This is a genomic window from Methylomonas aurea (genome assembly GCF_024505045.1).
Taxonomy (GTDB): Bacteria; Pseudomonadota; Gammaproteobacteria; order Methylococcales; family Methylomonadaceae; genus Methylomonas; species Methylomonas aurea.
Map to the genome: position 1 here is coordinate 307,766 of NZ_JANIBM010000001.1, position 26,379 is coordinate 334,144.

At 55.3% G+C, this 26,379-nt stretch carries 26 protein-coding genes and 1 riboswitch; of the genes, 18 read left to right on the forward strand and 8 right to left on the reverse strand.

Going from position 1 to position 26,379, the window contains the following annotated elements; translation table 11 throughout:
* The 8 genes from NP603_RS01410 to NP603_RS01445 all read left to right on the forward strand — a co-directional run bounded on the left by NP603_RS01410 (position 1) and on the right by NP603_RS01445 (position 10,443).
* Positions 1–2,661, forward strand: a complete 2,661-nt coding sequence (locus tag NP603_RS01410; protein ID WP_256609129.1) for a PEP/pyruvate-binding domain-containing protein — start codon at positions 1–3, stop codon at positions 2,659–2,661.
* Positions 2,658–3,755 (forward strand): BtaA family protein, encoded by a 1,098-nt coding sequence (locus NP603_RS01415; RefSeq protein ID WP_256609130.1) that lies wholly within the window; start codon positions 2,658–2,660, stop codon positions 3,753–3,755. Before NP603_RS01410 ends, NP603_RS01415 begins: the two co-directional genes overlap by 4 nt.
* Positions 3,752–5,101 (forward strand): hypothetical protein, encoded by a 1,350-nt coding sequence (locus NP603_RS01420; RefSeq protein WP_256609131.1) that lies wholly within the window; start codon positions 3,752–3,754, stop codon positions 5,099–5,101. The genes NP603_RS01415 and NP603_RS01420 overlap by 4 nt, the downstream gene beginning before the upstream one ends.
* Entirely contained in the window at positions 5,086–6,096 is a 1,011-nt protein-coding gene (locus tag NP603_RS01425) for a hypothetical protein (RefSeq protein ID WP_256609132.1), read from the forward strand. The genes NP603_RS01420 and NP603_RS01425 overlap by 16 nt, the downstream gene beginning before the upstream one ends.
* Positions 6,093–7,682: an AMP-binding protein gene (locus NP603_RS01430; RefSeq protein WP_256609133.1), complete on the forward strand. Its 1,590-nt coding sequence runs from the start codon at positions 6,093–6,095 to the stop codon at positions 7,680–7,682. The genes NP603_RS01425 and NP603_RS01430 overlap by 4 nt, the downstream gene beginning before the upstream one ends.
* Positions 7,683–7,700: 18 nt before the next feature.
* Positions 7,701–8,396: an ABC transporter ATP-binding protein gene (locus NP603_RS01435; RefSeq protein ID WP_256609134.1), complete on the forward strand. Its 696-nt coding sequence runs from the start codon at positions 7,701–7,703 to the stop codon at positions 8,394–8,396.
* Entirely contained in the window at positions 8,390–9,595 is a 1,206-nt protein-coding gene (locus tag NP603_RS01440; RefSeq protein ID WP_256609135.1) for an FtsX-like permease family protein, read from the forward strand. Before NP603_RS01435 ends, NP603_RS01440 begins: the two co-directional genes overlap by 7 nt.
* Positions 9,596–10,257: 662 nt before the next feature.
* Positions 10,258–10,443 (forward strand): hypothetical protein, encoded by a 186-nt coding sequence (locus NP603_RS01445; protein WP_256609136.1) that lies wholly within the window; start codon positions 10,258–10,260, stop codon positions 10,441–10,443.
* Between the two features lie 25 nt (positions 10,444–10,468).
* Here the strand turns inward: NP603_RS01445 and NP603_RS01450 are convergent, their stop codons facing one another.
* Positions 10,469–10,741 carry a hypothetical protein gene (locus NP603_RS01450; RefSeq protein ID WP_256609137.1) on the reverse strand — a complete coding sequence of 91 codons (273 nt, stop codon included), beginning with the start codon at positions 10,739–10,741 and terminating at the stop codon, positions 10,469–10,471.
* Between the two features lie 67 nt (positions 10,742–10,808).
* Positions 10,809–11,333, reverse strand: a complete 525-nt coding sequence (locus NP603_RS01455; RefSeq protein ID WP_256609139.1) for a hypothetical protein — start codon at positions 11,331–11,333, stop codon at positions 10,809–10,811.
* Between the two features lie 431 nt (positions 11,334–11,764).
* Positions 11,765–11,842, forward strand: a riboswitch (cyclic di-GMP riboswitch).
* A gap of 151 nt (positions 11,843–11,993) precedes the next feature.
* Here NP603_RS01455 and NP603_RS01460 point away from each other — a divergent pair.
* From NP603_RS01460 to NP603_RS01470, 3 genes are all read left to right on the forward strand, one after another.
* Positions 11,994–12,674: a CsgG/HfaB family protein gene (locus NP603_RS01460; RefSeq protein ID WP_150047750.1), complete on the forward strand. Its 681-nt coding sequence runs from the start codon at positions 11,994–11,996 to the stop codon at positions 12,672–12,674.
* 79 nt (positions 12,675–12,753) lie between these two features.
* Positions 12,754–13,125: a DUF4810 domain-containing protein gene (locus NP603_RS01465; protein WP_256609140.1), complete on the forward strand. Its 372-nt coding sequence runs from the start codon at positions 12,754–12,756 to the stop codon at positions 13,123–13,125.
* Entirely contained in the window at positions 13,122–13,748 is a 627-nt protein-coding gene (locus NP603_RS01470) for a DUF799 domain-containing protein (RefSeq protein ID WP_256609141.1), read from the forward strand. Before NP603_RS01465 ends, NP603_RS01470 begins: the two co-directional genes overlap by 4 nt.
* Positions 13,749–13,938: 190 nt before the next feature.
* Here NP603_RS01470 and NP603_RS01475 read toward each other — a convergent pair whose 3' ends face one another.
* Together NP603_RS01475 and NP603_RS01480 are read right to left on the reverse strand one after the other, a co-directional pair.
* Positions 13,939–15,450 (reverse strand): TIM44-like domain-containing protein, encoded by a 1,512-nt coding sequence (locus NP603_RS01475; RefSeq protein WP_256609142.1) that lies wholly within the window; start codon positions 15,448–15,450, stop codon positions 13,939–13,941.
* The gene (locus NP603_RS01480) at positions 15,447–16,070 is read right to left on the reverse strand and encodes a TPM domain-containing protein (RefSeq protein WP_256609143.1); all 624 of its coding nucleotides are present in this window, start codon (positions 16,068–16,070) and stop codon (positions 15,447–15,449) included. The genes NP603_RS01475 and NP603_RS01480 overlap by 4 nt, the downstream gene beginning before the upstream one ends.
* Positions 16,071–16,244: 174 nt before the next feature.
* On the opposite strand from NP603_RS01480, the gene NP603_RS01485 reads away from it, so the two are divergent.
* From NP603_RS01485 to mltB, 4 genes are all read left to right on the forward strand, one after another.
* Positions 16,245–17,267, forward strand: coding sequence for an SPFH domain-containing protein (locus tag NP603_RS01485; RefSeq protein WP_256609144.1), 1,023 nt, complete (start codon positions 16,245–16,247; stop codon positions 17,265–17,267).
* A 194-nt stretch (positions 17,268–17,461) separates the two neighbouring features.
* Complete coding sequence (locus NP603_RS01490; protein WP_054759731.1) at positions 17,462–18,499, forward strand: type IV pilus twitching motility protein PilT; 1,038 nt, start codon at positions 17,462–17,464, stop codon at positions 18,497–18,499.
* Between the two features lie 16 nt (positions 18,500–18,515).
* Entirely contained in the window at positions 18,516–19,649 is a 1,134-nt protein-coding gene (locus tag NP603_RS01495; RefSeq protein WP_256609145.1) for a PilT/PilU family type 4a pilus ATPase, read from the forward strand.
* Positions 19,650–19,667: 18 nt separating this feature from the next.
* On the forward strand, positions 19,668–20,843 hold the full coding sequence (gene mltB, locus NP603_RS01500) for a lytic murein transglycosylase B (protein ID WP_256609146.1): 1,176 nt from the start codon (positions 19,668–19,670) through the stop codon (positions 20,841–20,843).
* Between the two features lie 27 nt (positions 20,844–20,870).
* On the opposite strand, the gene dinB is transcribed toward mltB, so the two are convergent.
* The 4 genes from dinB to NP603_RS01520 all read right to left on the reverse strand — a co-directional run bounded on the left by dinB (position 20,871) and on the right by NP603_RS01520 (position 23,660).
* A complete protein-coding gene (dinB, locus tag NP603_RS01505) occupies positions 20,871–21,962 on the reverse strand; it encodes a DNA polymerase IV (RefSeq protein WP_256609147.1) in 1,092 nt (363 codons plus the stop codon).
* A gap of 6 nt (positions 21,963–21,968) precedes the next feature.
* On the reverse strand, positions 21,969–22,271 hold the full coding sequence (locus NP603_RS01510; protein WP_256609148.1) for a DUF4389 domain-containing protein: 303 nt from the start codon (positions 22,269–22,271) through the stop codon (positions 21,969–21,971).
* 9 nt (positions 22,272–22,280) lie between these two features.
* On the reverse strand, positions 22,281–23,303 hold the full coding sequence (locus tag NP603_RS01515; protein ID WP_256609149.1) for a DUF2333 family protein: 1,023 nt from the start codon (positions 23,301–23,303) through the stop codon (positions 22,281–22,283).
* Between the two features lie 84 nt (positions 23,304–23,387).
* Positions 23,388–23,660, reverse strand: coding sequence for a YcgL domain-containing protein (locus NP603_RS01520; protein WP_256609150.1), 273 nt, complete (start codon positions 23,658–23,660; stop codon positions 23,388–23,390).
* 86 nt (positions 23,661–23,746) lie between these two features.
* Here NP603_RS01520 and NP603_RS01525 point away from each other — a divergent pair, with 86 nt between their 5' ends.
* The 3 genes from NP603_RS01525 to guaB all read left to right on the forward strand — a co-directional run bounded on the left by NP603_RS01525 (position 23,747) and on the right by guaB (position 26,374).
* Positions 23,747–24,346 carry a CPBP family intramembrane glutamic endopeptidase gene (locus NP603_RS01525; RefSeq protein ID WP_256609151.1) on the forward strand — a complete coding sequence of 200 codons (600 nt, stop codon included), beginning with the start codon at positions 23,747–23,749 and terminating at the stop codon, positions 24,344–24,346.
* A complete protein-coding gene (locus tag NP603_RS01530) occupies positions 24,346–24,822 on the forward strand; it encodes a hypothetical protein (protein WP_256609152.1) in 477 nt (158 codons plus the stop codon). Before NP603_RS01525 ends, NP603_RS01530 begins: the two co-directional genes overlap by 1 nt.
* An 85-nt stretch (positions 24,823–24,907) precedes the next feature.
* Positions 24,908–26,374: an IMP dehydrogenase gene (guaB, locus tag NP603_RS01535; protein ID WP_256609153.1), complete on the forward strand. Its 1,467-nt coding sequence runs from the start codon at positions 24,908–24,910 to the stop codon at positions 26,372–26,374.
* Positions 26,375–26,379 lie beyond the last annotated feature (5 nt).

Below are 26,379 nucleotides of genomic sequence, written 5' to 3' on the forward strand. Positions count from 1 at the left end.
ATGGCGCTGATTTTGTTTCCGGAACAAGTATCGCCCCAAGATTCTATCGGCGGCAAAGCCGGCTCGCTGCTGGCGCTAGCCAGGGCCAAACTGCCGATTCCCGACTGGTTTGTCGTCACGCCCGCCGCCTTTTACGCCAGTCTCCCCGCTGAGTTGGGTGAGACGCCCCCCGGCGACTGGCAGGCGGACATAATCAGTCAGGCAATGGTTGACATCCAGCCGGGCGCCGCGGTGGTTAGCGCCTTAGAGCGGGCCCTTATCCGGCTTTGCCCGGATGACGCGCTGTTGGCGGTACGGTCTTCAGCCGTCGATGAAGACAGCGCTCATCATTCCTTTGCCGGGCAATTGGAAAGTTTTCTGGGCGTAGAAAAAGATCAAGTCGCACGGTACGTCGCCGATGTCTGGCGCTCGGCGTTCTCGGCAAGGGTGTTGGCCTACCGCACTCAAGCCGGATTGCCAGCTTTTACCGGCGTTCCAGCCGTTTTGGTGCAGCGCATGGTCGACGCGGATCAATCCGGCGTGGCATTCGCCGCCGACCCGGCCAGCGGCCGGCGATCGCTGGCCGTCATCGCCTCGGTCTATGGACTGGCCAGCGCCTTGGTAAGCGGCGATGTGGAGGGCGATACTTTCCAGGTCGATCGGCAGAACAACATCGTATTCAGGCATGTCGTCGACAAGCCTAAAGCACTAAAACTGTCGGCAATTGGCATCGATAAAGTCGTGGCCGTCGCTATCGACGCCAAACAAGCGCAGCTCAGCAGCCTGGAAGACCGGCAAATCGTTGAAATAGCCGAATTAGCTCGCCAGGCCAGCCGTTTTTTCAGCCGCCCCCAGGACATCGAATGGGCCTACGCCGACAAAACGCTTTATCTAGTTCAGTCCCGCCCGATTACCTCGCTGTACCGGATGGCCGACCCCGACGGCCAATTCACGCTGTGGGACAACAGCAATATCGTCGAAAGCTACGGCGGCATCACCACCCCGCTCACCTACAGTTTTGCCCGTAGCGCTTACCGCGAGGTATATCGTCAATTCTGCCGCATCCTCGGCGTGACGGAGGCGGTGATTCAGGAAAACAATGCGACCTTTTCCTGCATGATAGGCCTGATCCGCGGCCGGGTTTATTACAACCTGCTGTCATGGTACACCGCGTTATCGTTGCTACCGGGATTTTCCAGCAATCGCCGTTTCATGGAACAAATGATGGGTGTCAAGGAAGCCCTGCCCCAGGCTTTAATAGGGCAAGTGCTTGCCAGGAACCGACGCAACCGCAGTCTCGATGTTTTGTATCTCCTTCGCACCGTGGCCGGCTTGCTGATCAACCACTTCAGCCTGGAAACCAAGATCAAACACTTCTATGCCCGACTCGACGCCGCGCTGACTCCGCCCGGCGTGCCGTTGGAATACATGCGTCCCGATCAGTTATGCTCGTATTACCGCGAATTGGAACAGAAACTGCTCACACGCTGGGATGCGCCGCTGATCAACGACTTTTTCGCGATGATTTTCCATGGCCTGTTGCGGCGTTTGACGGCCGCCTGGTGCGCGGACGGCCAAGAAACGCTAGCCAACGACCTATTATGCGGCGAAGGCGGCATGATCAGCGCGGAACCCGCCCAGCGTCTTAAGGCGATGGCGCGGCTTGCCGCCACCGACCCGCAATTGGTCGACTGCCTTAGACAAGGTAATGGCGATGACATCGAAACGGCATTGGCGAAACACACCCAACTCCATCGGCTCTATCAAGATTACCTCGAGCGGTTTGGCGAGCGTTGCATCGGCGAACTGAAACTGGAAAGCCGCACGCTAGCCGACGAGCCGCTGTCATTACTGCGCTGCATCGGCGAATTGGCGGCCAAGCCTGTCGACGCCACTGCGGAAGAAACGGCCGAACGGCGGATACGCCGCAAGGCCGAAAACCAGGTAGCCAGTAAGTTAGCGCATCACCCCTTGCGCAAGCATCTGTTGCTATGGGTACTCAGCCATGCACGCCGGCGAGTGCGCGACCGGGAAAATCTGCGCTTCGAACGGACCCGGTTATTCGGACGCGTCAGGCGCCTGTTGGTCGAATTCGGCCGCCGATTGTATGCATTAAATCTGCTCGATGATCCCCGGGATATATTCTATCTGGAGGTCGAGGAAATCCTGGCCTTTGTCGAAGGCACCGCTACGACCACGCGGCTTTGCGAACTGGCGGCGCTACGCAAAGCTGAGTTCGATCAATACCGGCAAGATCCGCCTCCGGCGCCGCGCTTTTCAACCCGGGGCATCGTCTATCAGGGCCATGACTATCGCGCGGAGCAACATCCGGCCGCTGCTGAACTCTCTTCGGATGAACTGAGCGGTCTGGGCTGTTGCGCCGGCAAAGTTCAGGGAGTGGTACATGTGGTCAGAGATCCCGGCCAGACCCGCCTAAGTCCCGGCGAGATCTTGGTCGCGGAATTCACCGATCCGGGCTGGATAATGCTGTTTCCGGCGGCGGCCGGCATCGTCGTCGAACGCGGCAGCCTGTTGTCGCATTCGGCCATCGTTGCCCGCGAGTTGGGAATTCCGGCAATTGTGGGGGTAAACAATGCCACCCAATTGCTGAAGGATGGTGACCGGATAACAATGGACGGCGCGACGGGTCTGATTCATCGTTTGGCCGACGCATCGCCATGACTACCGAAATTGCCGCCAATGCCGATTTCAGCACCATCCGTTACGCGCAGTGTTGGGAGGATGCCGACGTATTGTTGAAAGCACTGGCGATTCGGCCGGGGGATGTTTGCTTATCGATCGCCTCGGCCGGCGATAACTGTCTGGCCATGCTCGCTCACGACCCCAGCCGGGTGATTGCGCTGGATATCAGCCCGGCCCAATTGTACTGTCTGGAACTACGCATCGCGGCCTACCGCAACCTGGAACATCCGGAACTCCTGGAACTGATCGGGTCCCGTCCCAGCATCAGGCGCTTGCAGCTTTACCAACACTGTCGCCCGTCATTAAGCCAAAATGCCCGCTGTTTCTGGGACGAGCGTCGAACGGCGATCGAACAAGGCATAGGCAGCGCCGGCAAATTCGAACGCTACTTTAGTTTGTTTAGACGTTATATCTTGCCGCTGATACACGGGCGCACCACTGTGGTTCAAATGCTGCGAGGCGGCAACGCTAGCGAGCGGGAGGCGTTTTATTCGAGGATTTGGGATAACCGGCGCTGGCGCTTATTGTTTCGTTTGTTCTTTTCCCGGCTGGTGATGGGTCGTCTCGGGCGCGATCCGAGTTTTTTCCGTTATGTTGAAGGTGGAATCGCCGAGCGCCTAATGGAACGGACTCGTCACGCGCTGGTGGCATTAAATCCCAAGGACAATCCTTATCTGCACTGGATCGTGACCGGCCGCCACGGCGAGGCATTGCCGTTCGCTTTGCGCGCGGAAAACTTCGCTACCATCCGCAACAACCTGGATCGCCTGGAATGGCGTTGCTGCGCGTTGGAAGACTTTCTATCATCAAACGACCGGCCGACTATCCAGCGCTTTAATCTCAGCGACATTTTCGAATATATGGCCGAATCGCAGTATCTGGCCTTGCTGCGTGACCTTGTTTCGGCAGCATCGCCCGGAGCGCGGCTGGTTTACTGGAACCTGTTGGCTCCGCGCCGAAGACCCCAAAGCATGGCTGAGCAACTGCACTCGCTGGACGAACTGGCGGTATCGTTGCATGGCCAGGATAAGGCTTTTTTTTATGGGGCGTTGATCGTGGAGGAAGTGTTTTGATCGTAGGATCTTGGCCGGCAATGGCTCTGGTGCTGGCGGTATTGATCGCCTTATTCATGGCGGTAAACCACTTCCGCCAACGATTGAAATTGCAGCCGGAAATCAGCCGAAAAATGTTGCACATTGGTATGGGGCCCATCATCCTCGCCTTTCCATGGCTATTTGCTTCGGCATGGCCGGTATTGGCCTTGTGCGCCTGCGTGCTCGTCACCCTGTCGATATTGCGTTCACGGCTCGCGGTGGGTGTATTCGCCGATTGGGGCCATAGCCTGAACGACATTCAAAGATCGTCCTGGGGAGATTTTTGTTATCCATTGGCGACGGCTATCTTGTTTGTTGCCGCCGATCAAGAGCCGCTGCTGTTTGTGATTCCGATGCTGCTGCTGATCATCGCCGATGCGGCAGCGGCGTTGATCGGCCAGAGTTACGGCATGCATGCCTACCAAACCTTGGACGGGACCAAGACCATCGAAGGCTCGTTTGCGTTTTTTCAGTTTGCCTTTCTAAGCGTATTACTGCCACTGATTCTGTTTACCGAAGTCGGCCGACGGGAAACGGTGCTGATCGCGCTGATGCTCGGGCTGCTGGTGACCTTATTCGAAGCGGTCGCCTGGCGCGGCCTGGATAATTTGTTCGTGCCGCTGGGCGGATACTTGCTGTTAAAAATCTATTTGGCGCTGGACATGTCGCAATTATTTGCCAGAGCCTTGGTACTGTGCACGCTGCTCGCCGTCATCTTCTTCCTGCGCCGCCGCACCACGTTGAACGACAGCGGTGTCATCGGCTCGGTATTAGCCGGCTATGTCAGTTGGGCCATTGGCGGTTGGCATTGGCTGCTGCCGCCCGTCATCACGCTGTGCTTTTATTCGTTGATCGTCCCTCGGCCTCGCAATCGACAGGGGCGTCACTCCGACGTGCAGTCGGTGTTTTACGTGACCGCGCCCGGCCTGTTCTGGCTATTTTTAGGCCATACCCTGAATAAACCCTTCTTGGTATTGCCCTACACCATCGCTTACGGTTTGCAGTTGTCGATGAGCTCGGTTGCGAGGCGCCGTTTTCTCGGCAATCCCGCGCTCATCGCCGTAGTCGGTAACAGCGCTTTGGAGGGCTGGTTGTTGATGCTAATTCCTGTGTTATTGCTACAGGAAGCTACTAGCGCAACGCTTTGGGCGCTACTGCCGATCAATGGTTTGGTGGCGTGGTTTTTTGCTTGCTCGCAAGCGCCTCGGCCAGACTATCCAATGGATATGCCGCGGCTCCGCGTCCAAACCTGGATCGCGTTGGCGATTTCCATAATTTGCTGGTTTCTGTTGGATGTTTGGCAAAAGTCATGGAACGCCTATTAACCCTCAATCACCCTCAACAGCTGGCGGATTTTCCGACCACGGGAGTGCTTAGCGATTTTCAACCAAGTCACTTGATTTTGAATAAGCCGGATCAAATTTTACTGGCTTTGGACGAAAATCAAGTACCGCTCGCCCGTTGTTCGCTATGGTGGACCAATTTACCGTCTTATGGCTCCGAACGGCTGGGGTACATCGGCCACTATGCTGCATCCAGCCGCGCAGTTTCGGATTTACTGCTACGCTCGGCGTGCCGAGGCTTGGCTGCCCAAGGGTGCACACTGGCCATCGGGCCAATAGATGGCAATACCTGGCATCATTACCGATTTGTCACCGAGCCTGGAAATCGGCCGCCATTTTTTCTAGAACCCTTCAATCCGGCAATTTGGCCGCAATTCTGGCTGGATGCGGGTTTCTCTGCGTTGGCCGGTTATACGTCAGCGATCAGCACCGAACTTGGAAAGTCGGCTCGTGATTTGAATCATGCTGCCCAGCGCTTCACGAGACTGGGTATCAAGGTTCGCCAACTGCAAATGACCCGTTACGAGAGGGAGTTGAGCGCTATCTACCGGATTTCCGTCAGCGCTTTTGCCAACAATTTTCTGTATACGCCATTAGCTGAGAACGAATTTTTGGACCTCTATGCTCCAATCAAAGCTTACATTCGTCCGGAAATGGTGTTGCTGGCGGAAGACGAGCAAGGCCCACTTGCTTTCTTGTTCACCGTACCGGACATCTTGCAACGACGCCGAGGAGAAATCATTGATACGGCTGTCATTAAAACGGTTGCCGCGATTCCGTCAAGCAAGACCCAAGGCTTGGGTGCGTTTCTGGTCGCCCAGGCCATGCCTATTTACCATGATTTGGGCTACCGGTGTGCTATTCATGCCCTGATGCATGAACACAACGCGTCGCGGAATGTCAGCCGTCATCAAGCCAACGTTCAAACCATACGGCGCTACTCGCTGTTCGCCAAGCACCTTGGATCGGAAACATGAATCTCACCGAATTATTCATGGAGCGGGTTACGCTGTCGCCCCGGCAAATCGCGCTGATCGCATCCGGTGCGAGGAAAGCCCGAAGCCTTAGTTTTGCCGATTTGGAGGCGGCATCGGCGAATGTTGCTCAATGCTTGCAACGCTGCGGCCTGGGCAAGGGCGACAAGATTTTGCTGTTACTGCCGGTTTCGATAGAGTTGTATGTGGTGCTGTTGGCGATATTTCGCTTAGGATTGGTCGCGGTGTTTCCATCTCCGTCAGGGGGAATGACAGGCGTCGGAAGCTGCTGCCGGCGGGTAAAGCCCAAGGGACTCATCGGCACTGCGGGTGCACTAAGTCTTCAGTTATTGTCGACTGAGCTATGGCGGATTCCATTGAAATTTTCTTGCGGCCTGCCTTTTCCGGGCGCCACCTCATTGTCGATGGCAGCAAAAAAACCATCAGCGGTAAGTCTTGTCGATTGTGATCGTGATCACCCGGCCTTGATTACCTTCACCAGTGGCAGTAGCGGTGTCGCCAAGGGCACGATTCGCAGTCACGGTTTACTGATCGCTCAGTACCAAGCGCTCGTCGACGCAACACAATTGAAAGCCGGTGAAATCGATTTGGCAACCTTGCCGGTATTTGTGCTGGCCAATCTTGCCGCCGGGGTTACCACATTGATTGCGGATACCGATCTGCGCCATCCCGGCAAGGTCAACGCCAAAGCCGTGCTGAAACAAATTGAAACTTTTGGCCCCACGCGCGCGACGGCATCGCCTGCATTTTTTGCCGGTCTAGCCAAAGCCTGTCTGGAAAAAAACGTTCGGCTATCCAGTTTAAACAAGATTTACACCGGCGGCGCGCCGGTATTCCCGGATATCATCGACCAATTGACGACATTGGCGCCTGCGGCCGATATCGTCTGTTTGTACGGTTCCACCGAAGCGGAACCCATCGCACTGGTGCGTTATTCACAGTTGACCACCAACGACAAAGCCGCTATCGGCGCCGGCGCCGGCTTGCCGGCGGGATATCCGGTACCGCAGATAGACCTTAGAATATTGCCCGACCGCTGGGGACAGCCCATAGGCCCGTTTTCAGCCGAAAGTTTCGCCAGCGAAATTCTGCCTGCCAATGCCTGCGGCGAAATCGTGGTCGGTGGCGATCACGTCCTCGCGGGCTATCTGGATGGCCTGGGCGATGAAGAAAGCAAATTTGCCGTCGCCGGGCGAATCTGGCATCGAACCGGCGATGCAGGTTATCTGGACGAACAGGGACGGCTATGGTTGGTTGGCAAGTGTGTTGCCCGCATTTGCGACGATCGGGGTGAACTCTATCCTTTGACGGTCGAAGCCGCCTGCAGAAGCTTTACCGAGATTCGCAATGTCGCGATGGTCTCTCATCGAGGCCGGCGATTATTGCTGCTGGAAAGCGATGCAGACCGTCAAGCCGATTTGGCCGTAATCCGGGACAAACTTGGTTGGGCGTGTGTCGACGCCGTTCGGACTGTTCCGTTGATTCCACTCGACTCGCGGCATAATGCCAAGATCGACTATCAGGCGTTGTTTAAACTACTGTCGAAACTCCACTTCGATGGTGCCTGACCCCGTACCACCGCTAAAATGGAAAACCTTATGAACACTATAGATTCTCCTCTTTACAGCATTCGGGACGTGAGATTTTCTTACGATTTTGGCAACCTCAAGGCGCCGGCCCTCAATGGTGTATCCCTGGACATCCGGCAAGGCGACTTTATTTGCCTGACAGGCCCTTCGGGTTCGGGAAAAACCACGTTGCTGAATCTGCTCGGCCTGATCGAAGCGGTGCAGGATGGCGATATCCACTTCAATACCAACAGCCTGAAGACATTGACGGAACGAGAAAAAAATCGGGTCCGCCGCTATCAAATCGGCTTTGTATTCCAGACTTTTCAGCTATTTCCGGTGTTAACGGCGGCCGAGAACGTCGAATATTTCCTCACCCGGCAGGGTATCCCGACCACGGAACGCAAAAACCGAGTCAAAGACGCCTTAGCCGCCGTCGGCATCTTGGATCAGTCCGACAAGAAACCGGCTGAAATGAGTGGCGGCCAGCGGCAAAGGGTAGCAATAGCCAGAGCTATTGCTAAACGTCCTCGGGTGATCATCGCCGATGAACCCACCGCCAATCTGGATCAGGCTACTGGCAAAGGGGTGATGGAAATTTTTGCCAAGTTGAACCACGATCACCAAATCAGCTTGATCATTTCGAGCCATGATCCGATGGTACAAAGTTATTCACGTCATCAAGTTCGGCTGGTAGACGGAAAAATATGTTAATTAAACTGGCAACCCGTAACCTGTTCCGCAATCCCAGACGCACGTTGGCTGTTCTTTTGACCATTGCCATGGGAACCGGATCTTTGTTCATTTTTCACGGCTTCAACAACGGTATCATGAACCAGTATCGGGATAACTGCATTCATGCCCGTTACGGCCACGGTCAGATCAACACACGTGGCTATCGCGATCAGGTATTCGCAAAGCCCTGGGAACATTGGATAGCCGACTGGGCTCCCTTGGCGGAGCGCCTCCGCACAATTACGGGCGTTGAACTGCTGTTTCCTAGACTGGAGTTTTCCGCCTTGTTGACCAATGGGACTGTCACGATCAGCGGCCACGGCCAAGCTATCGACGGTGAAGCTGAATCCGGCTTTTTCAATACCCTGAATATCGTAGAAGGACAAACCTTGGGCGCACAAGTTGACGGAATTTTGTTGGGTAAAGGCTTGGCTAGTGGGCTCGATGCCCATCCTGGCAAGGTATTGACCGTTATGGTTCAGGACATCAACGGCCAGCTGCAGCAGGCAAATCTGACGGTGACCGGGATCTTTCATACCGGATCCAAGGAATTCGACGATGTGATGTTTCGCGTGCCTTTACGTCATGGCCAAAAGTTGCTGAAAACCAACCGTATCGAGACCTTGGCCTTGGGCTTAAGTTCGCTGGACGACTGGCCGGCAGTCGCCAATTTAGTCAATGAAGAATTTGTTGACCTGGAAGCGGTGCCGTTTGCGAAACTCGACGAAGTCTATTACCAGCATTCGGTCGATTGGTTGGCAGCCCAGTTTGGCGTGATTCATTTGATCATTCTGGGTATCGTCATTTTGGGCATTTTCAATACGGTTTCCACTTCCGTCTTGGAGCGTAAACAAGAAATCGGTAATTTGCGCGCTAATGGCGAATCTAAATCCGATATCATGCTGCTGTTGGTTTGGGAAGGGATTACGCTGGGCGTACTCGGCGCCGGACTCGGATTGATCGTTGCACTGGGGTTGGATTTTTTCCTTTTGCGCGAAGGCATCCTGATGCCGCCCGCGCCAGGCTTGACCAGACAATTTCGAGTACTGATTGAATTTCAACCATCGATGGCTTTAATCACATTTGGTCTTGGTTCGTCCTCGGCATTGCTTGCAACGATGCTTGCGAGCGCACGGGTAGTACGGGCTAGTATCGGCGACGCTTTACGATCGGTATAACCGGAAGTTGTCAGGCCAATATTGTGATTTGATCCACTGCAACCCTTGGGTATTGACTCATTAGCCGTTTAGTTGCTGGCTTTTGTGGGTATCCAGTATCTGTTTTCTCTGTAAAGAGTCCAACGGCAGCTTACTATGTTTGTTCTGCCGCTGGATCTTCTCGAGTGGCAGGTTTGGGTCGCCTAGCGACCGTCAGTTCTTCAGCTTCGTCGCCGGATAGCGGTCATTGAATTCCAATTCCATAAAGCGGCCAGTCCAACCGACCCTTTCGAGCCAGTCGAGCTTCTCTAATCCGGTCAGTCACAATCCGTATTCTGGAAACTGGAAGGCTACAAAGCAGCCATTTGGAATTTCAGCCGATCGAACATTTGATGTCGCACTTTGCTTCCTTAAAGTGGTCATCTGAGTGACCGTTGAAAACTATGATCTGATAGGCGCCTCATGCAATATGCGGTTTAGCGGCCAGTGGGGTATTTTTAACTATCAATCAGTAACGCCACTCGTTGGCATGGTCTGGTTAGCTTCAAAAGACCCCATCCATCATTTAACACATAATGTAGGAGGCGCATTTTCCAGCAATGATCTTGAGTGTAGGGCCTTAAGGCGCCAATAAGAAACCCACCTTAGAGTGCAGGCTCCCCCAAAACACAGGTTTGACCGAAATGGATTCGACAACCCACAAACACCCCAGTCAGCAGGCCAAGGCATCGAAGCAGATCTATATTGCCACCGACGGTTCGTTGAAATCTTGTATCACCGGGCCGGTATTGGAATTGCCCATCGACTTTCACGAATGGCCGAAATCGGATACCCGCAACGTCGTGTTGTTTGCCAGCAAAGCAGCTTGATCGCGCTTAATACCACCCAGCGATATTAAGTGGATTGTGGCGCCGATGAGTGATCGCTGATCGTAATACGGACACCGATAGATGCTGCCAACGCCTCCATTTTCGCAATGATTTGATCGCGTTGTTCGGTTTGCCACGCCGGCTGGTGATGGCTTGGTTCATCAGACGGCGCCGAAGCTTCCGATGTTAGATTTGTAACGCTCTTAAGACGCTGCTGTTGCGATAAAAAATAGGCTTGGTAGGACCAGTTGGACTGTGCTTTGCGGGGTTCGGGTTTTACGGAAATGGGTTGTTTCATGGAACTGCATTCTAAAATGTGTCGAATCCAGGCCGTGATGGGTACGACCGGACCACATTTCAATGGCTCAGTGAAAAGACGTATTCTGATGGGAGCTGGCGGCGTCATAAAGCGCGTCGAACAACTGCACCGTGGTGAAGATCATGGTTTTGGCTAAGCGCACCGCGTCTTTGGAGTTACACGTTTGCTGGTCAATGGCGGCATGTAAAAACCTCACGAGTCCCGTTTGATGTTCCTGATCAAAGGCATGGTCTGGAACGCTTGGCTTTGTCTGCTTCATCGCCATTTTCATCTCTCGATCCAGCCGTTCGGCGCGTTGTTCAAACCAGCGATTGCCGACCAGACGATGATCGGGGACTTTGCCAAATACCTGCTCATAAACGGCAATGACATCAAAGCACAGATCCATAAATAAATGGGCCATCGCTTGATCCAAGTCGACCATCACCGATGGAAACACACCCAAGATCGTTTGGGCAAAGGCCGGTTGAAGGGTTTGGAATCGTTCCAAAATAGCCCGGCCTGCCTGTTCGTCCTGGCTTCTGGCGTATTGAAGAGCGGCAAAGAGTTGCTGGTCGGAGAGTTCTTGCATGATGATGGCTAGCCCAAAACCGCTTATCAAATCATCACCGGCTCGCCGATGCAAGCCAAGCAAAAAATGTAGGTCAGCTCAGATAGTGGGGGGGAATTATCAATCATCGTTCGGTTGAAACGGACACCAAGTCCGCGGGAATGGGTGCAGACCCTCCAATATTGCTCCAGGGCAGCAATATGAAGGTTATGGAATGCCGGTTCAGATAACAGACCATTCAAAAGACACCGCCACCGAGTTAACAGTGATGAAAAACGTGGATGAACAATACCTAAATGCGTTCTTCCTGGCTGATCTAGCTGAACTAGCTGTCGTAGATGGCATCTTGTCCGCGCATGGGGGCTTTTCCAATTTTACAGAATATCGCTGTGGTTAGATGTGGATAAAAACACTCAGTAGAATACCCAATAACTTTGTGGTAGAAATCACAAAACACGAGCAGCTAAACCTATCGTGAGGTAGAGACGGAAAGTCACGGGTCCCTAAATTCGGAAAGCCGGAATGCCGAATTCGACGTCGTTAACGTCATTTTTGGTAGTCCGGCTTTTTACTGCCGAATTGAAAGTATGGCGATTCACACGCTAGCTATTAAACCGTTTTAGATTCATGTTATTTACCCGGCTGGCTTTTGTGCTAGCCACTGACTCCAAAGGTAACCGTATGAAATATGCCTTCGCACTGGTATTGACAGCCTCATTGATCAGCTTTACCGGTTGTGTCAGTCGAGACATCCATGAAGCCGTCGAAGACCGCGGCCCGCAAGTGGCCTTTGCACCGTTGCCGCAAGCCAGCCGCCTGACGGTGGCGGTGTCCCGCTTTACCAACGAATCGGTCTATGGCAGCGGCTTGTTTACCGATCAATCCGGCGATCGGATTGGCAAGCAGGCGGCCGATTTGTTGTCGCGCCATCTGATGGCAACCCAGCATTTCAATGTCGTGGAGCGGCAGGACATCAGCAAACTCAAATCCGAAGCCGAATTGATGGGCAAGAGCGAACCGGAATTCAAACAAAATCTGCTCGGCGTCGATGCCTTGATCATGGGCTCGGTGGTGGAGTTGGGACGCGATACCACCGGCGGTGTCTGGCTGATCGGTAAGGAAAAAACTCAACGGGCGCGGGCGCGGGTGGTGTTGCGCTTGGTCGATCCGAAAACCGGCCAAGTGTTCTATAGCCAGGAAGGCAGCGGCGAAGCGTCGATTTCCTCGACCGCGACGCTGGGATTTGGCGGCACGGCAGGCTTTGATTCGACGCTGGAAGGCAAGGCCATCGATGCGGCCATTGTGAATATGATCAACAACGTGGTCAGTACCTTGGAAGCACGCGGCAAAGCCCAGCCGTAAACCTTTCAAAGTAGGGAAGCGGATGATGCTTAACCGTCTTGGGACAAGGTATGTTGGCGAGTCCGCTATTGGAATCGCCATGTCGTTGGTGCTTTCCGGCTGCGCACCGCAAGGCTTGTTTTATTGGGGCGACTACGAAAGCAGTCTCTACGAACGCTATGTCGACAATAACAGCCAGCATACCGATGCCTATTTGCGCGATACGATTACCGCAGCCGAGCAGCATCAGCGCCGCGTGCCGCCGGGTGTGTATGCCGACTACGGTTTTTTATTGTACACCCGCGGCGATAAAGCCCGCGCCATCGCCTACTTTCAGAAAGAACGCACGCTGTATCCGGAATCCACGGCGTTGATGAACAAATTGATCGAGAAAATTCAGCAGCAAGAAAAAACGCCGGAGCCGAACAGCGAAACCGCCGTACTTCCCACGCAACAGCGGGCCGCGCCATGAGAATTGGGTTTAGTCTGTTAATCGTCTGCCTGTTGCAAGCGTGCGTCGCGCCGCAGCATCTTAATTTGGACGCGTTTTATGCACATCCGCCCCGTTCGATCGTGGTGGTGCCGGTGGTCAACGAGTCGCCGGAAGTAACCGCCAATTCGGTTTTCATCACCACTATCACTCAACCGCTGGCCGAACGCGGCTATTACGTGTTTCCGGTGTATTTGACCGACATGATTCTGCGCGATTTCGGGCTGGTAGAAGCGGGACATATTCACTTATTACCGGCCGAACGCTTCTACGAACTGTTCGGCGCCGACGCGGTGCTGTTGGTGACGATCAAGGATTGGAGTACCAAGTATCTGGTACTGGCATCGTCGGTGGTGGTCGAAATGGAATATGTCCTGAAAGACACCAGGACCGGCACCGTGCTTTGGCAGAACAAGCAAACTTATGCGCAGAATTCCGGTGGCGGCGATCCTATCGCGATGGCGATTTCAGCGGCAATCAATGCGCTGATCACCGATTATTTGCCGCTGGCCAGGCAAGCCAATTTCATGGCGTTGCAACCGCCAAAGGGTCTTCCCGCCGGGCCTTACCATCCGGAGTATCAGCAAGACAAAGGCAAGTTTTGACGTTCTGTAAGGGAGCTCTGAATTGTCCGTTTTTGATGGTGGGGATCATTCCCCTGAAGCCTTACGAACTTAAGCAAGTCTCTTAGCAATCTGTCTGCGGAACTTAAGGCAAGATCAATTCCGTTTCCGGCCGATTTTCATATATTTAACTGCGACAGACCCGGTCAAGTGGTGGCAGTTGCGGCAGCGATCAGCCGCAATACACCTCGTCCTGTTCGATCAGAAACAAAACCCAGGAAAATTGGCCGGTGCTGATTTTGCTGCCGCAGTAACCGCACTCGCCGCTTTGACCCATGTTGTCGGCCGGCGCGCCGCAGCTGGGGCATTGGCTCAGGCTGTAGGGTTTGTCCTGGCGCTCCTTACCGCTACGGCGGACGAAGGTCCAGTATTCGGAAAAACGCCTGAGCGATGTTTTCGAACCGCCGACGATCTTGCCGCCGGCGTCTTCGGTGTAGTCGTTACAGGCGGCGAAGATGCGTACCGTGATAGCCTCGTAAAATTTGTCGCTGTCGATTTTCGCCAGCACGATTTGTTCGATGCGCAGATGGTCCAGCCGGTTGAACCAGCCGCGCTCGACGTACATTTTCTGCCAGAAGGCATTGGTCTCGTAAAGCCGGTCGGATAACAGGTGCCGCGCCGCCTGCCAGTCGCGCCGGCTCCAGTGGCCGTATATGGCCGTAAAATAATTGCCTACCACGTCGTTCTCGAACGGCAACCAAAACTGCTGCCACTCGCCGATCCCGTAACGCTGCTGCCAGCGGTTCATCTGTTCGATCAGGTCGGCTTGCTTGATCGTGATGGCTTGCGTGCCCTGTTCTTCGGCGTAAGCCGCCAGTCCTGCCACAGCCGGCACGGCATGGGTGGCGACCACGACGCGTTTGCCCAAGCACCACTGCGCGTCGCCCTTTTGTACGTTGGCGCCGCAATAACCGCAGACGCCGGCGTCGGTGAAATGGGCCGGTGCGCCGCATTGCGGACAATTTACGCTTTGCATTTTCTCCGGTTCCGCCGACAACAGGCCTTTACGCCGGTAAAACTGCCAGCGTTCGACCACGGCATAGCGCGAACGCTGATCCTGCAAATCCAATGTGTAATTGGCGTCGAATTCGACGGTAATGGTCTCGGTATCGCTGCCCGCAGTGTTGATCTCCAGCCAACGCAGGCTGTTGACGACGATTTCGCTGACGGTCCAGGGTTGCGAGCGTTGGAAATGGCCTTGCAACTCGGTGCTCAAGAACGGCGAAAGGTAGCTGAATTCCGGCTTGGTCGAATATTCGTAGAATTTGCAGTACAGCGAATGGGCAAAATCCAAAAACACCACGGCGGAGAAATTGGCGTCGGCCTGTTTCAATGCCGCGATTTGCTCGGCAATGCTTTGTTGGCGTTGGGCGCGGTATTGCGCCGGCGGCGCCGTCACGACGCTGCGCGCCCCGGCTTGGCTGCGAATCAGGATAATGACGATCACGACGACGATAATGAACAAAATCAAGGCTTCCAGCGACGACATCGGATGGGCGGTGCCGGACGAGCTGCTGGAGCTGTCGTGGGTACTCCAACTGGAGCCGGAATGCGACCAGCCGCCGGAACTGTGCGAGCTCGACGAGCTGTGCGAGCTGCTGGAATGGCCGCCGCCGGGCCGGGCCGGCAACGGTTGGGAAACGGCCAGGCCGGCCAACATTAGGACCAATAGCAGCTTTTTCATAGATCAATATCCAGCCGGTCCGGCAGTTCGTTGATGTCGCCATCGCGCACCGGTAAGTAGCGGGCGAATGCGGCAGCCGTTGTTTCCAGCACCTGCAGCAGACTTTGTTCCGGTTGACTCTGGGCGAAGATATCGTCGAACTCGCTTTGCAATTCCTGCCATACCGCAAGCGGGATGGCCAGCTCCAAACCGCGGTCCGGCAACAGAAACACCCGCCGTTCCAGCAACGAGCAATACACCAGAAAGCCGGATTTATCCTGGGTATGCTGCATGCCGCCCTTTTGGAATATGGCCCTGGCCATGATTTCGACCTGCTTGTCCCGCGTCGCCCGCCTTATGCTGCCGCGTTTGACCGCCGGCAGCGAGCCGAAGCCGTAGCCAACCGTAAATGCTGCCAGCGGTGCGTAATAGACCAGCCAATTTTCGAAATAAACCGGCGCGTACATCATCAGGGTAAAAGCCGACCAGGCCGCGGCCAGGCCCCATAACAACGGTACCGAGGCATAGTCGGCGGAGCGGGCGCGAAACACTACCACCGCTTCGGCCTGCGAACCGTTCTCCAGGTTTTTGATCGTGTTCCACAGCCGGCTTTGGTAGTCCGGCGCCAAATACTGTTTCATAGGCTTGTTCCAGCTTGATCTATACTCAGGTTTGCCTTCGGCGTGCCGAATAGCCGCGGCTACGGCCGGCAAATCCGTTCTGCGGCTAAGTCTAGTCGTTTTGACGAACGACGTGCCGATCGGCCTGCCTGCGTGCCAACGGGCACCCAATTCAAAAATCCACAGGAGACACTCATGGGACTTTTCGACGGTTTGCAACGCCAGTTGCGTTCGGTCATCGAATGGCAAAATCCGGCGCCGAATGCGTTGTTCGAACAATGGAGCGACAACGGCGACGAAATCAAAAATGCCTCGACGTTGATCGTCGGCCCCGGCCAGGGCTGCATATTCGTTTACCGCGGCAAGGTGCAGGCGGTATTCGATAGCGAGGGTTCCTATAACCTGCAAACCGATAACATCCCATTCTGGACCACGATTGCCAGCTTCATGCAGTTCTTCGAAAGCCAGTACAAGGTCGGGATTTATTTCTACCGCAAGACCGTGATTCTGGATCAGAAGTGGGGCACCACCTCGCAGATCAAATATCTGGACCCGACCTATAAATTTCCGGTCGGACTACGCGCTTACGGTAACTACAGTTATCGCCTGGCCGAACCGGCGCAGTTTTTCGTCAACGTGGTCGGCGAACAAAACCTGTTTACCACCGAGCAATTGCGCAGCGTCATCGTCGCCCGCCTCAGCCAGCCGTTGGCCGATTTTCTGGCCACCAGCCGTTTCGGCTATCTGGATATCGATACCAACCGCGAGGAAATCTCTGCCGGCGTGCTGCAGAAGTTGCTGCCGCAGTTCGCCGAGCTCGGCTTTGCAATCACCGATTTTCGGATCGAAGGCACCGACTTCGACGAGGAAACCCTGAAGCGCGTCAATCGTATCGCCGACATGACCGCCGAGGCCCAGGCGGCGAAAGAAGTCGGTCTGGATTACGCCCGCATCCAGCAATTGGAAGCGATGCGCGAAGCCGCCCGTAACGAAGGCGGCGGCGCCGGGGTCGGAATGGGCTTGGGCGCCGGTATCAGTTTTGGTCAAAATCTGGCGCAAGCGATGAATACTCCGGTGGCCGCGCCGGGCGCCGCCGCCCAGGCGGCATCTTCCGATCCGATGGAAAAACTGGCGCAACTGAAAAAACTGTTCGAAGCCGAGCTGATTACTGCCGAAGAATATGCGGAGAAGAAAAAAAGTATTTTGGACGGTTTGTGATAGGAATTAACGTGCTGCCGCTGTTCCCGCCGCACCGCCGGCAATAAGGCGGTTCGAAGTCGGTTAAACGGCAAAACCGCCATCTAAATACCGTTGAGCCGGCGCGTGGCCGGAAAAATGCGGTCCAGGCGGCAAGCCAGTTGCCATTTGTGTACTATCCTTGGCAACGACATTTTCACCGTTGAGAATCGACCATGGATATTGCCGAACTGTTGACGTTCTCCGTCAAGAATAAAGCCTCCGACTTGCATCTTTCCGCCGGTTTACCGCCGATGATTCGGGTGGACGGCGATATTCGCCGGATCAACATCCCGGCTCTGAACCACAAGGAAGTGCATGCGCTGATTTACGACATCATGAACGATAAGCAGCGCCGCGATTACGAGGAGTTTCTGGAAACCGACTTTTCGTTTGCCTTGCCCGGTGTGGCCCGGTTCCGGGTCAACGCCTTCAATCAGGACCGTGGCGCCGGTGCGGTATTCCGGACCATTCCGTCGAAAGTCTTGACTCTGGAAGAGTTGGATGCGCCGAAGTTTTTCCAGGAGCTGTGTACCAAACCGCGCGGTTTGATCCTGGTGACCGGACCGACCGGCTCGGGTAAGTCGACCACGTTGGCGGCGATGATCAACCACATCAACAACAACGATTACGCCCATATCCTTACTGTCGAGGATCCGATCGAGTTCGTCCACGAAAGCCAGAAATCGCTGATTAACCAGCGCGAGGTACACCGCGATACGCTGGGTTTCAACGAAGCGTTGCGCTCTGCGTTGCGGGAAGACCCGGACATCATCCTGGTCGGCGAGATGCGCGACCTGGAAACCATCCGTTTGGCGCTGACCGCGGCCGAAACCGGACACTTGGTATTCGGCACCTTGCACACCACCTCGGCCGCAAAAACCATAGACCGGATTATCGACGTATTCCCAGCCGCCGAGAAAGACATGATCCGGGCCATGTTGTCCGAGTCGCTGCAGGCGGTTATTTCGCAAACGCTATTGAAAAAAGTCGGCGGCGGCCGGATCGCCGCCCACGAGATCATGGTCGGTACCCCGGCGATCCGCAACCTGATTCGCGAAGCCAAGGTGGCGCAGATGTATTCGGCGATCCAGACCGGGCGCAAGGACGGCATGCAGACGTTGGACCAAAACTTAAAAGAGCTGGTCGACAAGGGCCTGATTACCGCCAAGGCGGCGATGACCCGGGCCGTGAATAAAGACATGTTCCGCTGAGGCATAAGGAGGCACCATGGACTTTACCGCGCTATTGGCGTTAATGGTGGAAAAACGGGCGTCGGATTTGTTCATCACCGCCGGCCGGCCGCCGTCGATGAAAGTCAACGGCAAAGTCGTCGAAGTCTCGAAGACGCCGCTGACCAGCGAGCAAACCATGAAACTGGTGCTCAGCATCATGTCGCAGCGCCAGCGCGACGAATTCGAAAACACCAAGGAATGCCAATTTGCGTTAAGCGCACACAGCCTGGGCCGGTTCCGGGTCAGCGCCTTCACCCAGCGCGATTCGGCCGGCATGGTGTTGCGCCGCATCGAAACCACGATTCCGACCGCGGAAGAGCTGCATCTGCCGCCGGTGTTGAAAGAATTGATCATGCACAAACGCGGTCTGGTCATGTTCGTCGGCGCGACCGGTACCGGTAAATCGACCTCGCTGGCGGCCTTGATTCGCCACCGCAACGAAAACAGCAGCGGCCATATCATTTCCATCGAAGATCCGATCGAGTTCATTCACCCCCACCAGGGTTGCATCATTACCCAGCGCGAAGTGGGGCTGGATACCGAATCGTTCGAAGTCGCTTTGAAAAACACGCTACGCCAGGCACCGGATGTGATTCTGATCGGCGAGGTCAGGACCCGCGAGACGATGCAACACGCGATTACCTTCGCCGAGACCGGCCACCTGTGCGTCTGCACGTTACACGCCAACAACGCCAACCAGGCGCTGGACCGGATTCTGCATTTCTTTCCTGAGGACATGCACAGCCAGTTGTTCATGGATTTGTCGCTGAATCTGCGCGGCATCGTCGCCCAACAGTTGATACAGCGCGCCGACGGCAAAGGCCGCTATCCGGCCATCGAAATTCTATTGAATACGCCATTGGTCGCCGATTTGATTCGCAAAGGTGAGGTGCATAAATTAAAAGAATTGATGAAGAACTCGCGTGAGCACGGCATGCAGACTTTCGACCAAGCGCTTTACGATCTGTACACAGCCGGTAAAATTGGTTACGAAGATGCTCTGCACGCTGCCGACTCCCGCAACGAAGTCCGCCTGATGATCAAATTGGGCGCCGAGAACGTCAACTTCGAAACTGCCGGCATGACGCTGGCCGAAAACGACGAAGACGGAGGCAGCCTTTATAAATAAACCGCGGATTTAGCCGTTTTGCCACACTTAGTTACACCGAACTCGATACTCAAATTTTCCGCTGCCGCGGCGTTGGCCGCACTACTATTCGGCTGCGCTTCCGAGCCGCCGCGTAGCCAACTCCGAACTTCGGCAGCGGTCAAACCCAACCCCCCCAGCCAATCGGCCAACGTCCAGCCCGACCTTAGACCCTTTGCCAGCGTCGGCGGCTATCGCGCCGGTGCGGTCAGCGGCGATTACGCCGGTTATCCGGCATTGGCGCAATTTATCGAGCAGATGGTGCAAAAGCACGGCTTCGATCGGGAATATTTAAACGGTCTGTTCTCGCAAGCCAAACGCAAACAATGGACCTTGGATTATCTGGCCAAATCCGACCAAGGCTTGAAAGGCAAGCCCAGCAAAGGCGGCTGGAGCCGCTACCGTTCCCAATTTCTGGATGCCCGGCATATCGATGCCGGCGTCGCGTTTTGGCGGACGCACCAGGCCGCTTTGCAGCGCGCCAGCCGGCAATACGGCGTTCCGGCCGAATACATTCTCGGCATCATGGCTGTGGAAACTACCTTCGGCAGCTTCGTCGGCAACCATCGGGTGATCGATGCGCTGACTACGCTCGGTTTCGACTACCAACGCCGCGGCGAATTTTTCCGTAGCGAGCTGGAGAGCTTTTTGGTGATGGCGCGCAGCGAAGGCATCGACCCCGGTAAGCCCGTCGGTTCCTTCGCCGGAGCCATGGGGCTCGGCCAATTCATGCCCAGCAGCTTTTTACAGTGGGCGGTCGATTTCAACGGCGACGGCCGCCGGGATTTGTGGAATCCGGAGGATGCGATCGGCAGCGTTGCCAATTATTTTGCCCAGCACGGTTGGCGCAGCGGCCAACCGGTCGTGAGCCGGACTCGCGGCAGCTATAGCGGTATCGAAAGCCTGGCGCCGGGTATCGACCATGAATATCCGCTCGGCACGTTGGTTCAGGCCGGTATCGAACCGGTCGAGAATTGTGGTTGCGATTATCCGCTCCGGCTGTTGCTGCTCAGGCACCAAAGCAATGACGAGTATTTGCTGGGCCATCCAAATTTCTACGTGATTACTCGATACAACCACAGCACCCATTACGCGATGGCGGTTCACGAATTGGCGCAGGCGATTAAGCGCGACTATCAAAGAATTGCCGGCGACCAGTCCGGCGTCAACGGATAGCCGATAGTCTGGCGCCGTCTTAAATGGTCAGTAATTATCGAATAAATCCAGTTGCCGATAAGGCCTCACGTTGGCGTCGCCGTTATCCAGCCCGGATAGCGTGACCCCGAGCAAGCGGACTTTACTGGAACCCACCGGGGTGTTTTTGAGCAACTCGGTTAGCAGCAATACGCAGGTCGGGTTATCGGCAACCGGCTCGTTTAGCGTGCGGCTGCGGGTGATTTGCACGAAATTCTGGAATTTTATTTTCACCGTCAGGGTATACGCGGCCATACCTTTCTCCGCTAGCCGTTGCAACGCGGTGCGCATCAAATCCTGTAACTGCCGCTGAATCGAACCGAGATCGGCCAAATCCTGTTCGAAAGTGGTTTCGACGCCAACTGACTTGCGAACCCGGTCGGCGTTGACCGGGCGCATATCGATACCGCGGGCAATGTTGAAATAATGCCGGGCGGCCTTGCCGAAATGTTGCTGCAATATCGCCAACGGCACTGCTTTTAAATCTTTGCCGGTATTGATACCCAAATCGCGCATTTTCTGTTCGGTGGCCGGACCGATGCCGTGAAACCGGCCGATGTCCAATTGCTCGGCAAATTCGGGGCCTTGTTCCGGAGTAATCAGATACAGCCCGTCCGGTTTGCCCATGTCCGAGGCAAGCTTGGCCAGAAACTTATTGTAGGAAATGCCGGCCGACGCTATCAGGCCGGTTTGTTTCGAGATGTCTTGTTTGATTTGCTTCGCCAATAGCGTGGCGGAACCTTGGTAAAGCTCGGAATCGCTGACGTCCAGATAGGCCTCGTCGAGAGATGGCGGCTCGATACAGTCGCAATAGCGGGCGAAAATGCCGCGGATGATGGTCGAGGCCTCGCGGTAGGCGTCGAAACGCGGCTTAATAAAGATCGCCTGCGGACACAGTCGGTAAGCATGGGCGGAAGGCATGGCCGAGCGCACGCCGAACTGGCGGGCTTCGTAGCTGCAGGTGGCTACCACGCCGCGCGAGTCAGGCCTGCCGCCGACGATGATCGGTTTATTTCGATATTGCGGGTGGTCGCGTTGTTCGACCGCCGCGTAAAACGCATCCATATCGATGTGGATGATTTTGCGCGGAGGGCGGTCCATCAACGGTCAGGGTTTGTCGAGCTGCTCCAGCTTGGCGGTTTCGTTCCAATCGGAAAACGGAAACGGCAATTGCTCGGTATTGAAAGTCAAAAACAGCAGGATATGGTAATGGTAGGTCGACAGGCTACGGCCGAAGGTGAGAATGTTGGCGTTGGCCGTGCCGGTAAACAGCACCGAACCGACCTGTAGCAAAATTACCAGCCACAACAGCAGTTTGACCAAACTGTCTATCGCAGCGAAAACCAACATGAATATCACCCGCTTCCAGGTTTCGATTTTTTTCAAATTCTCGTTGATTTGTTCCTGCATAACCGCGACTTAACCTCTGTTCATCACGTCGCGCAAGTCGAGCGCGGCAGCATTGGCACGGGCAATGTAGTTGGCCATGGCCAGCGAGTAGTTGGCAAAAATGCCGAAGCCGTCGCCGTTCAATACCACCGGGCTCAGTGTCGGCGTCAATGCGTTTTCCAGTGCCTGAATCATGTTATCCAGCGTGTTCATCGCCCGCTTGTCCAGCAGAATGTCGGAAAAATCGTGTTTGATGGCTCGCAGGATGTGCAGCAAGGCCCAGCAGGAACCGCGCGCTTCGTAGAATACGTTGTCGATTTCCATCCAAGGCGTCTGGCCGATGGTCGGCATGTTGATATCGACCGGATTCGAGGGATCGCCGTGCGCGGCGCCGGCAAATTTATCGGTACTGGCGGCGAGACGGGTCGATAGGCCCCCCAAGCGCTTGATCACGACCTCGGTGTATTGCCACAAGTTGTCGGCGCGGGAATGGAATTGGGCCGCTTTCGAGGTTGACGACGGGTTTTGCAGTCGCGACATATAGGCGTGTAAGGCCTCTATACCCTTAATATATTCGGATTCCGTCGAAGGCAAGGCCCAGGAATTGCGTTCGTAATAAAAATAAGGTTCCGCTTTCGCCAAATCCGGGTCTTCCGCCGATTGCGACTGGTCGCGGGCAAAGTGGTTACGCAGCGCTGTGGTGCCGTCGCGCAGCATGACCAACGCACCGTATTCGAAGTTTTGAATGTTGTCGCAGAACAGGCCGGGGGGGGCGACGTCGTTGGACAGGTAGCCGCCGGCCTTGAACAGGATGACGTCGGCGATATGGGCCAGCGTATTGGCGTAAACATAACCGATCGGCATCTGGTCGGTATGAGTCACATTCATCCGCTCGATTGCTTCATCCTGCACATTGAACTGTTCGGGTTCGCGGCTCCACCATTCGCCCAAAATCAGCATGACCACGACGACAATGCCGACCAGCGTACCGAATCCCCAGAGTATGCCTTTAGACTTAGCGTCTTCTTCGAGTGCGAATGAATTGTCTGACATGTGTTACGTATCCGGATGAGAACAAAAAGGCCCTAGCGGCCGAATGCCGGCATGTTAGCACGGATTGTGATGGCTAGCTCGCTTTCAGTGCAGATACCGGGCTGCAGTAGGAAGGACTGCGGAGAACACAGTTGGCGGCATCTGCACGAAAAAGCCCTTGGCTTGCAGGCTGGCGATGACTTTGGCTGAATCGACCCGCGCCAGCTTGCGTTGTGGCGTCAGTTCCAGCTCCATGACAAACTCCAATCGGCCAAAACTCTTGTATAGTTCGGCCGGAATAGCCGAAAAATCGTCCTTTCTATCCAAATACAGGTAAAGTTCGTCCTTCTTCAGGCTTTTGTAGATAAAACAGTTCATGTCTGCCACTCCTGATGTAACCCTGCCAATTCTAACGGTTTTTGTTTAGAATTTTCAGCCCTTGTCGATCTAAGCCGTTTCCGCAAATGAAATCCAGCCCGTTCTCTACTGAAAACTTTTTTAACGCGGCTTGTTATTTCGAGTCGGCATTAGCGGGATTGGCCATGCTGTTCGGCTGGATGGCTGATGTCGACCCGTTTCAGGACTTGTATATTTCGGAAAGCGCGGTGGCGATCGGGTTGTTGGCGACCTTGCCCTTACTGTTGTTGTTTTTTGCGCTGCAGCATCTGGCGTATCCGCCGCTCCAAGCAATCCGCGAATTATTGCTGGAAACTCTGGGTGCCAGGTTGAGCGACCGGCATTGGGCCGACTTGCTGGTTTTGGCTTGTATTGCCGGCTTCGCTGAAGAGGCGCTGTTTCGCGGTTTTTTGCAACCCTGGTTGGAATTGCGCTGGAATGCCGAACTCGGCCTGCTGTTCAGCAACGTGGTATTTGCCCTGGTACACGCCGTAACACCTTTGTACGCGCTGTTGGCGTTTCTGATGGGATTGTATTTGGGAACCCTGCTGGACTATGGCGGCGGTCGCAATCTGCTGACCCCGATCGTAATCCACGCGGCGTACGATTTCGTGGCCTTTGTTGTTATTCTGCGCGATTACCGTAATCGCCTCGACAGGAGCGTTTGATGTCCGCCACCGCCCCAACGCCGCCCGCCGCTTTGCGCAGCCATTGGCTGGTTTGCGCGGCCATGCTACTCATGCTGATTGTTTACAACGTCGTTTGCCACATCTGGGGCGCTGAACTGCAGATTAGCGTCAGCGAAGAGCGCCGCGTGTTGCTGCGTAGCGTGCTGTACGGCGTCGCGATCGTATTGTTTCCGTTGACCAATCTGACCAAGCATGTCTTGTTGCGGCTGAACCAGACCATGCCCGGCCCGAGAACGGCGGCGCAACGCTATTTCACGACCATCACCGTCAGCCAGGCGCTGATCGAATGGGTCGGCCTGTTCGGGCCGATCATGATCGTACTAGGGGACGGCTTCAACACCTTATACATATTCAGCACGATGCATGCCTTGGGTATATTCCTGCATCGACCGAAAATGGCGGAGTATCATTCGATTGTTGCGGCGCTTCCGGCGCGAAACGGCCGGGGCGAGTAAGTCCTTGACTATTTCCGGTTTTTAGGAACCTCAGTAAAGTTGTACAATGGCTGGCTTATCCACGATTAGCCCCCAGGTGTGATTTATGCAAATCATTCAAGAAGCTCTCACCTTTGACGACGTTTTATTGATTCCCGCCCATTCCAGCGTGCTGCCGCGCGAAGTCGAGCTGAAAACCCAGCTCACCCGCAAAATCAAACTGAATATCCCGCTGGTATCGGCGGCGATGGATACCGTGACCGAAGCCCGCTTGGCGATTGCGATCGCTCAGGAAGGCGGGATCGGCATCATTCATAAAAACATGACTGTCGAGCAACAGGCGGCGGAAGTCAGACGGGTGAAAAAATACGAGAGCGGGGTCATCAAGGATCCGATTACGGTATCGCCCAACGTCACGGTGCGGGAAGTATTGGAATTGACTCGGGCCAAAAATATCTCCGGCGTTCCGGTCGTCGACGGCGAAGAGTTGGTCGGCATCGTCACCAGCCGCGATTTGCGTTTCGAGACTCGGCTGGATGTGGCGATCAGCCAGATCATGACGCCGAAAGACAAACTGGTGACCGTGCACGAGTCGTTCAGCCATAAAGAGGTCATCGAGAAACTGCATACCCACCGCATCGAAAAAGTGTTGGTGGTCAACGACGCGTTTCATTTGCGCGGCATGATCACGGTCAAGGACATCCAAAAAGCCAAAGATAACCCGCAAGCCTGCAAGGACGAACAGGAACGCTTGCTGGTCGGCGCGGCGGTCGGTACCGGTGCCGATACCGGCGAACGGGTCGGCGCCTTGGTCGAGGCCGGCGTCGACGTCATCATCGTCGATACCGCCCACGGTCATTCGCAGGGCGTGCTGGACAAAGTGCGCTGGGTCAAACAAAACTTTCCGCAAGTACAAGTCATCGGCGGCAACATCGCCACCGCGGCAGCGGCCAAGGCCTTGGTCGAGGCCGGCGCCGACGGCGTCAAGGTGGGTATCGGTCCCGGCTCGATTTGCACCACCCGCATCGTTGCCGGTGTCGGTGTACCGCAAATCACTGCGGTCGCGAACGTAGCCGCCGCGCTAAAGGGGACCGGTGTGCCTCTGATCGCCGACGGCGGTATCCGTTACTCCGGCGATGTCGCCAAAGCTTTGGCGGCCGGAGCGTATGCCGTCATGTTGGGCGGCCTGTTCGCCGGTACCGAGGAAGCCCCGGGCGAAGTCGAACTGTTCCAGGGCCGCTCCTACAAATCCTACCGCGGCATGGGCTCGTTGGGAGCGATGGCGCAACAGCAAGGCTCCAGCGACCGTTATTTCCAGGAAGACACCGACCAGGTCGAAAAACTGGTGCCGGAAGGCATCGAAGGCCGCGTGCCTTATAAAGGCAGCGTATTGGCCATCATCCACCAGTTACTCGGCGGCGTGCGTTCCAGCATGGGCTATACCGGCAACAGCACGATCGCCGAGATGCGGGAGAATGCCCAGTTCGTGCGCGTGACCAACGCCGGCATGCGCGAAAGCCACGTCCATGACGTAACGATCACTAAAGAAGCGCCGAATTACCATATGAACTAAACCGG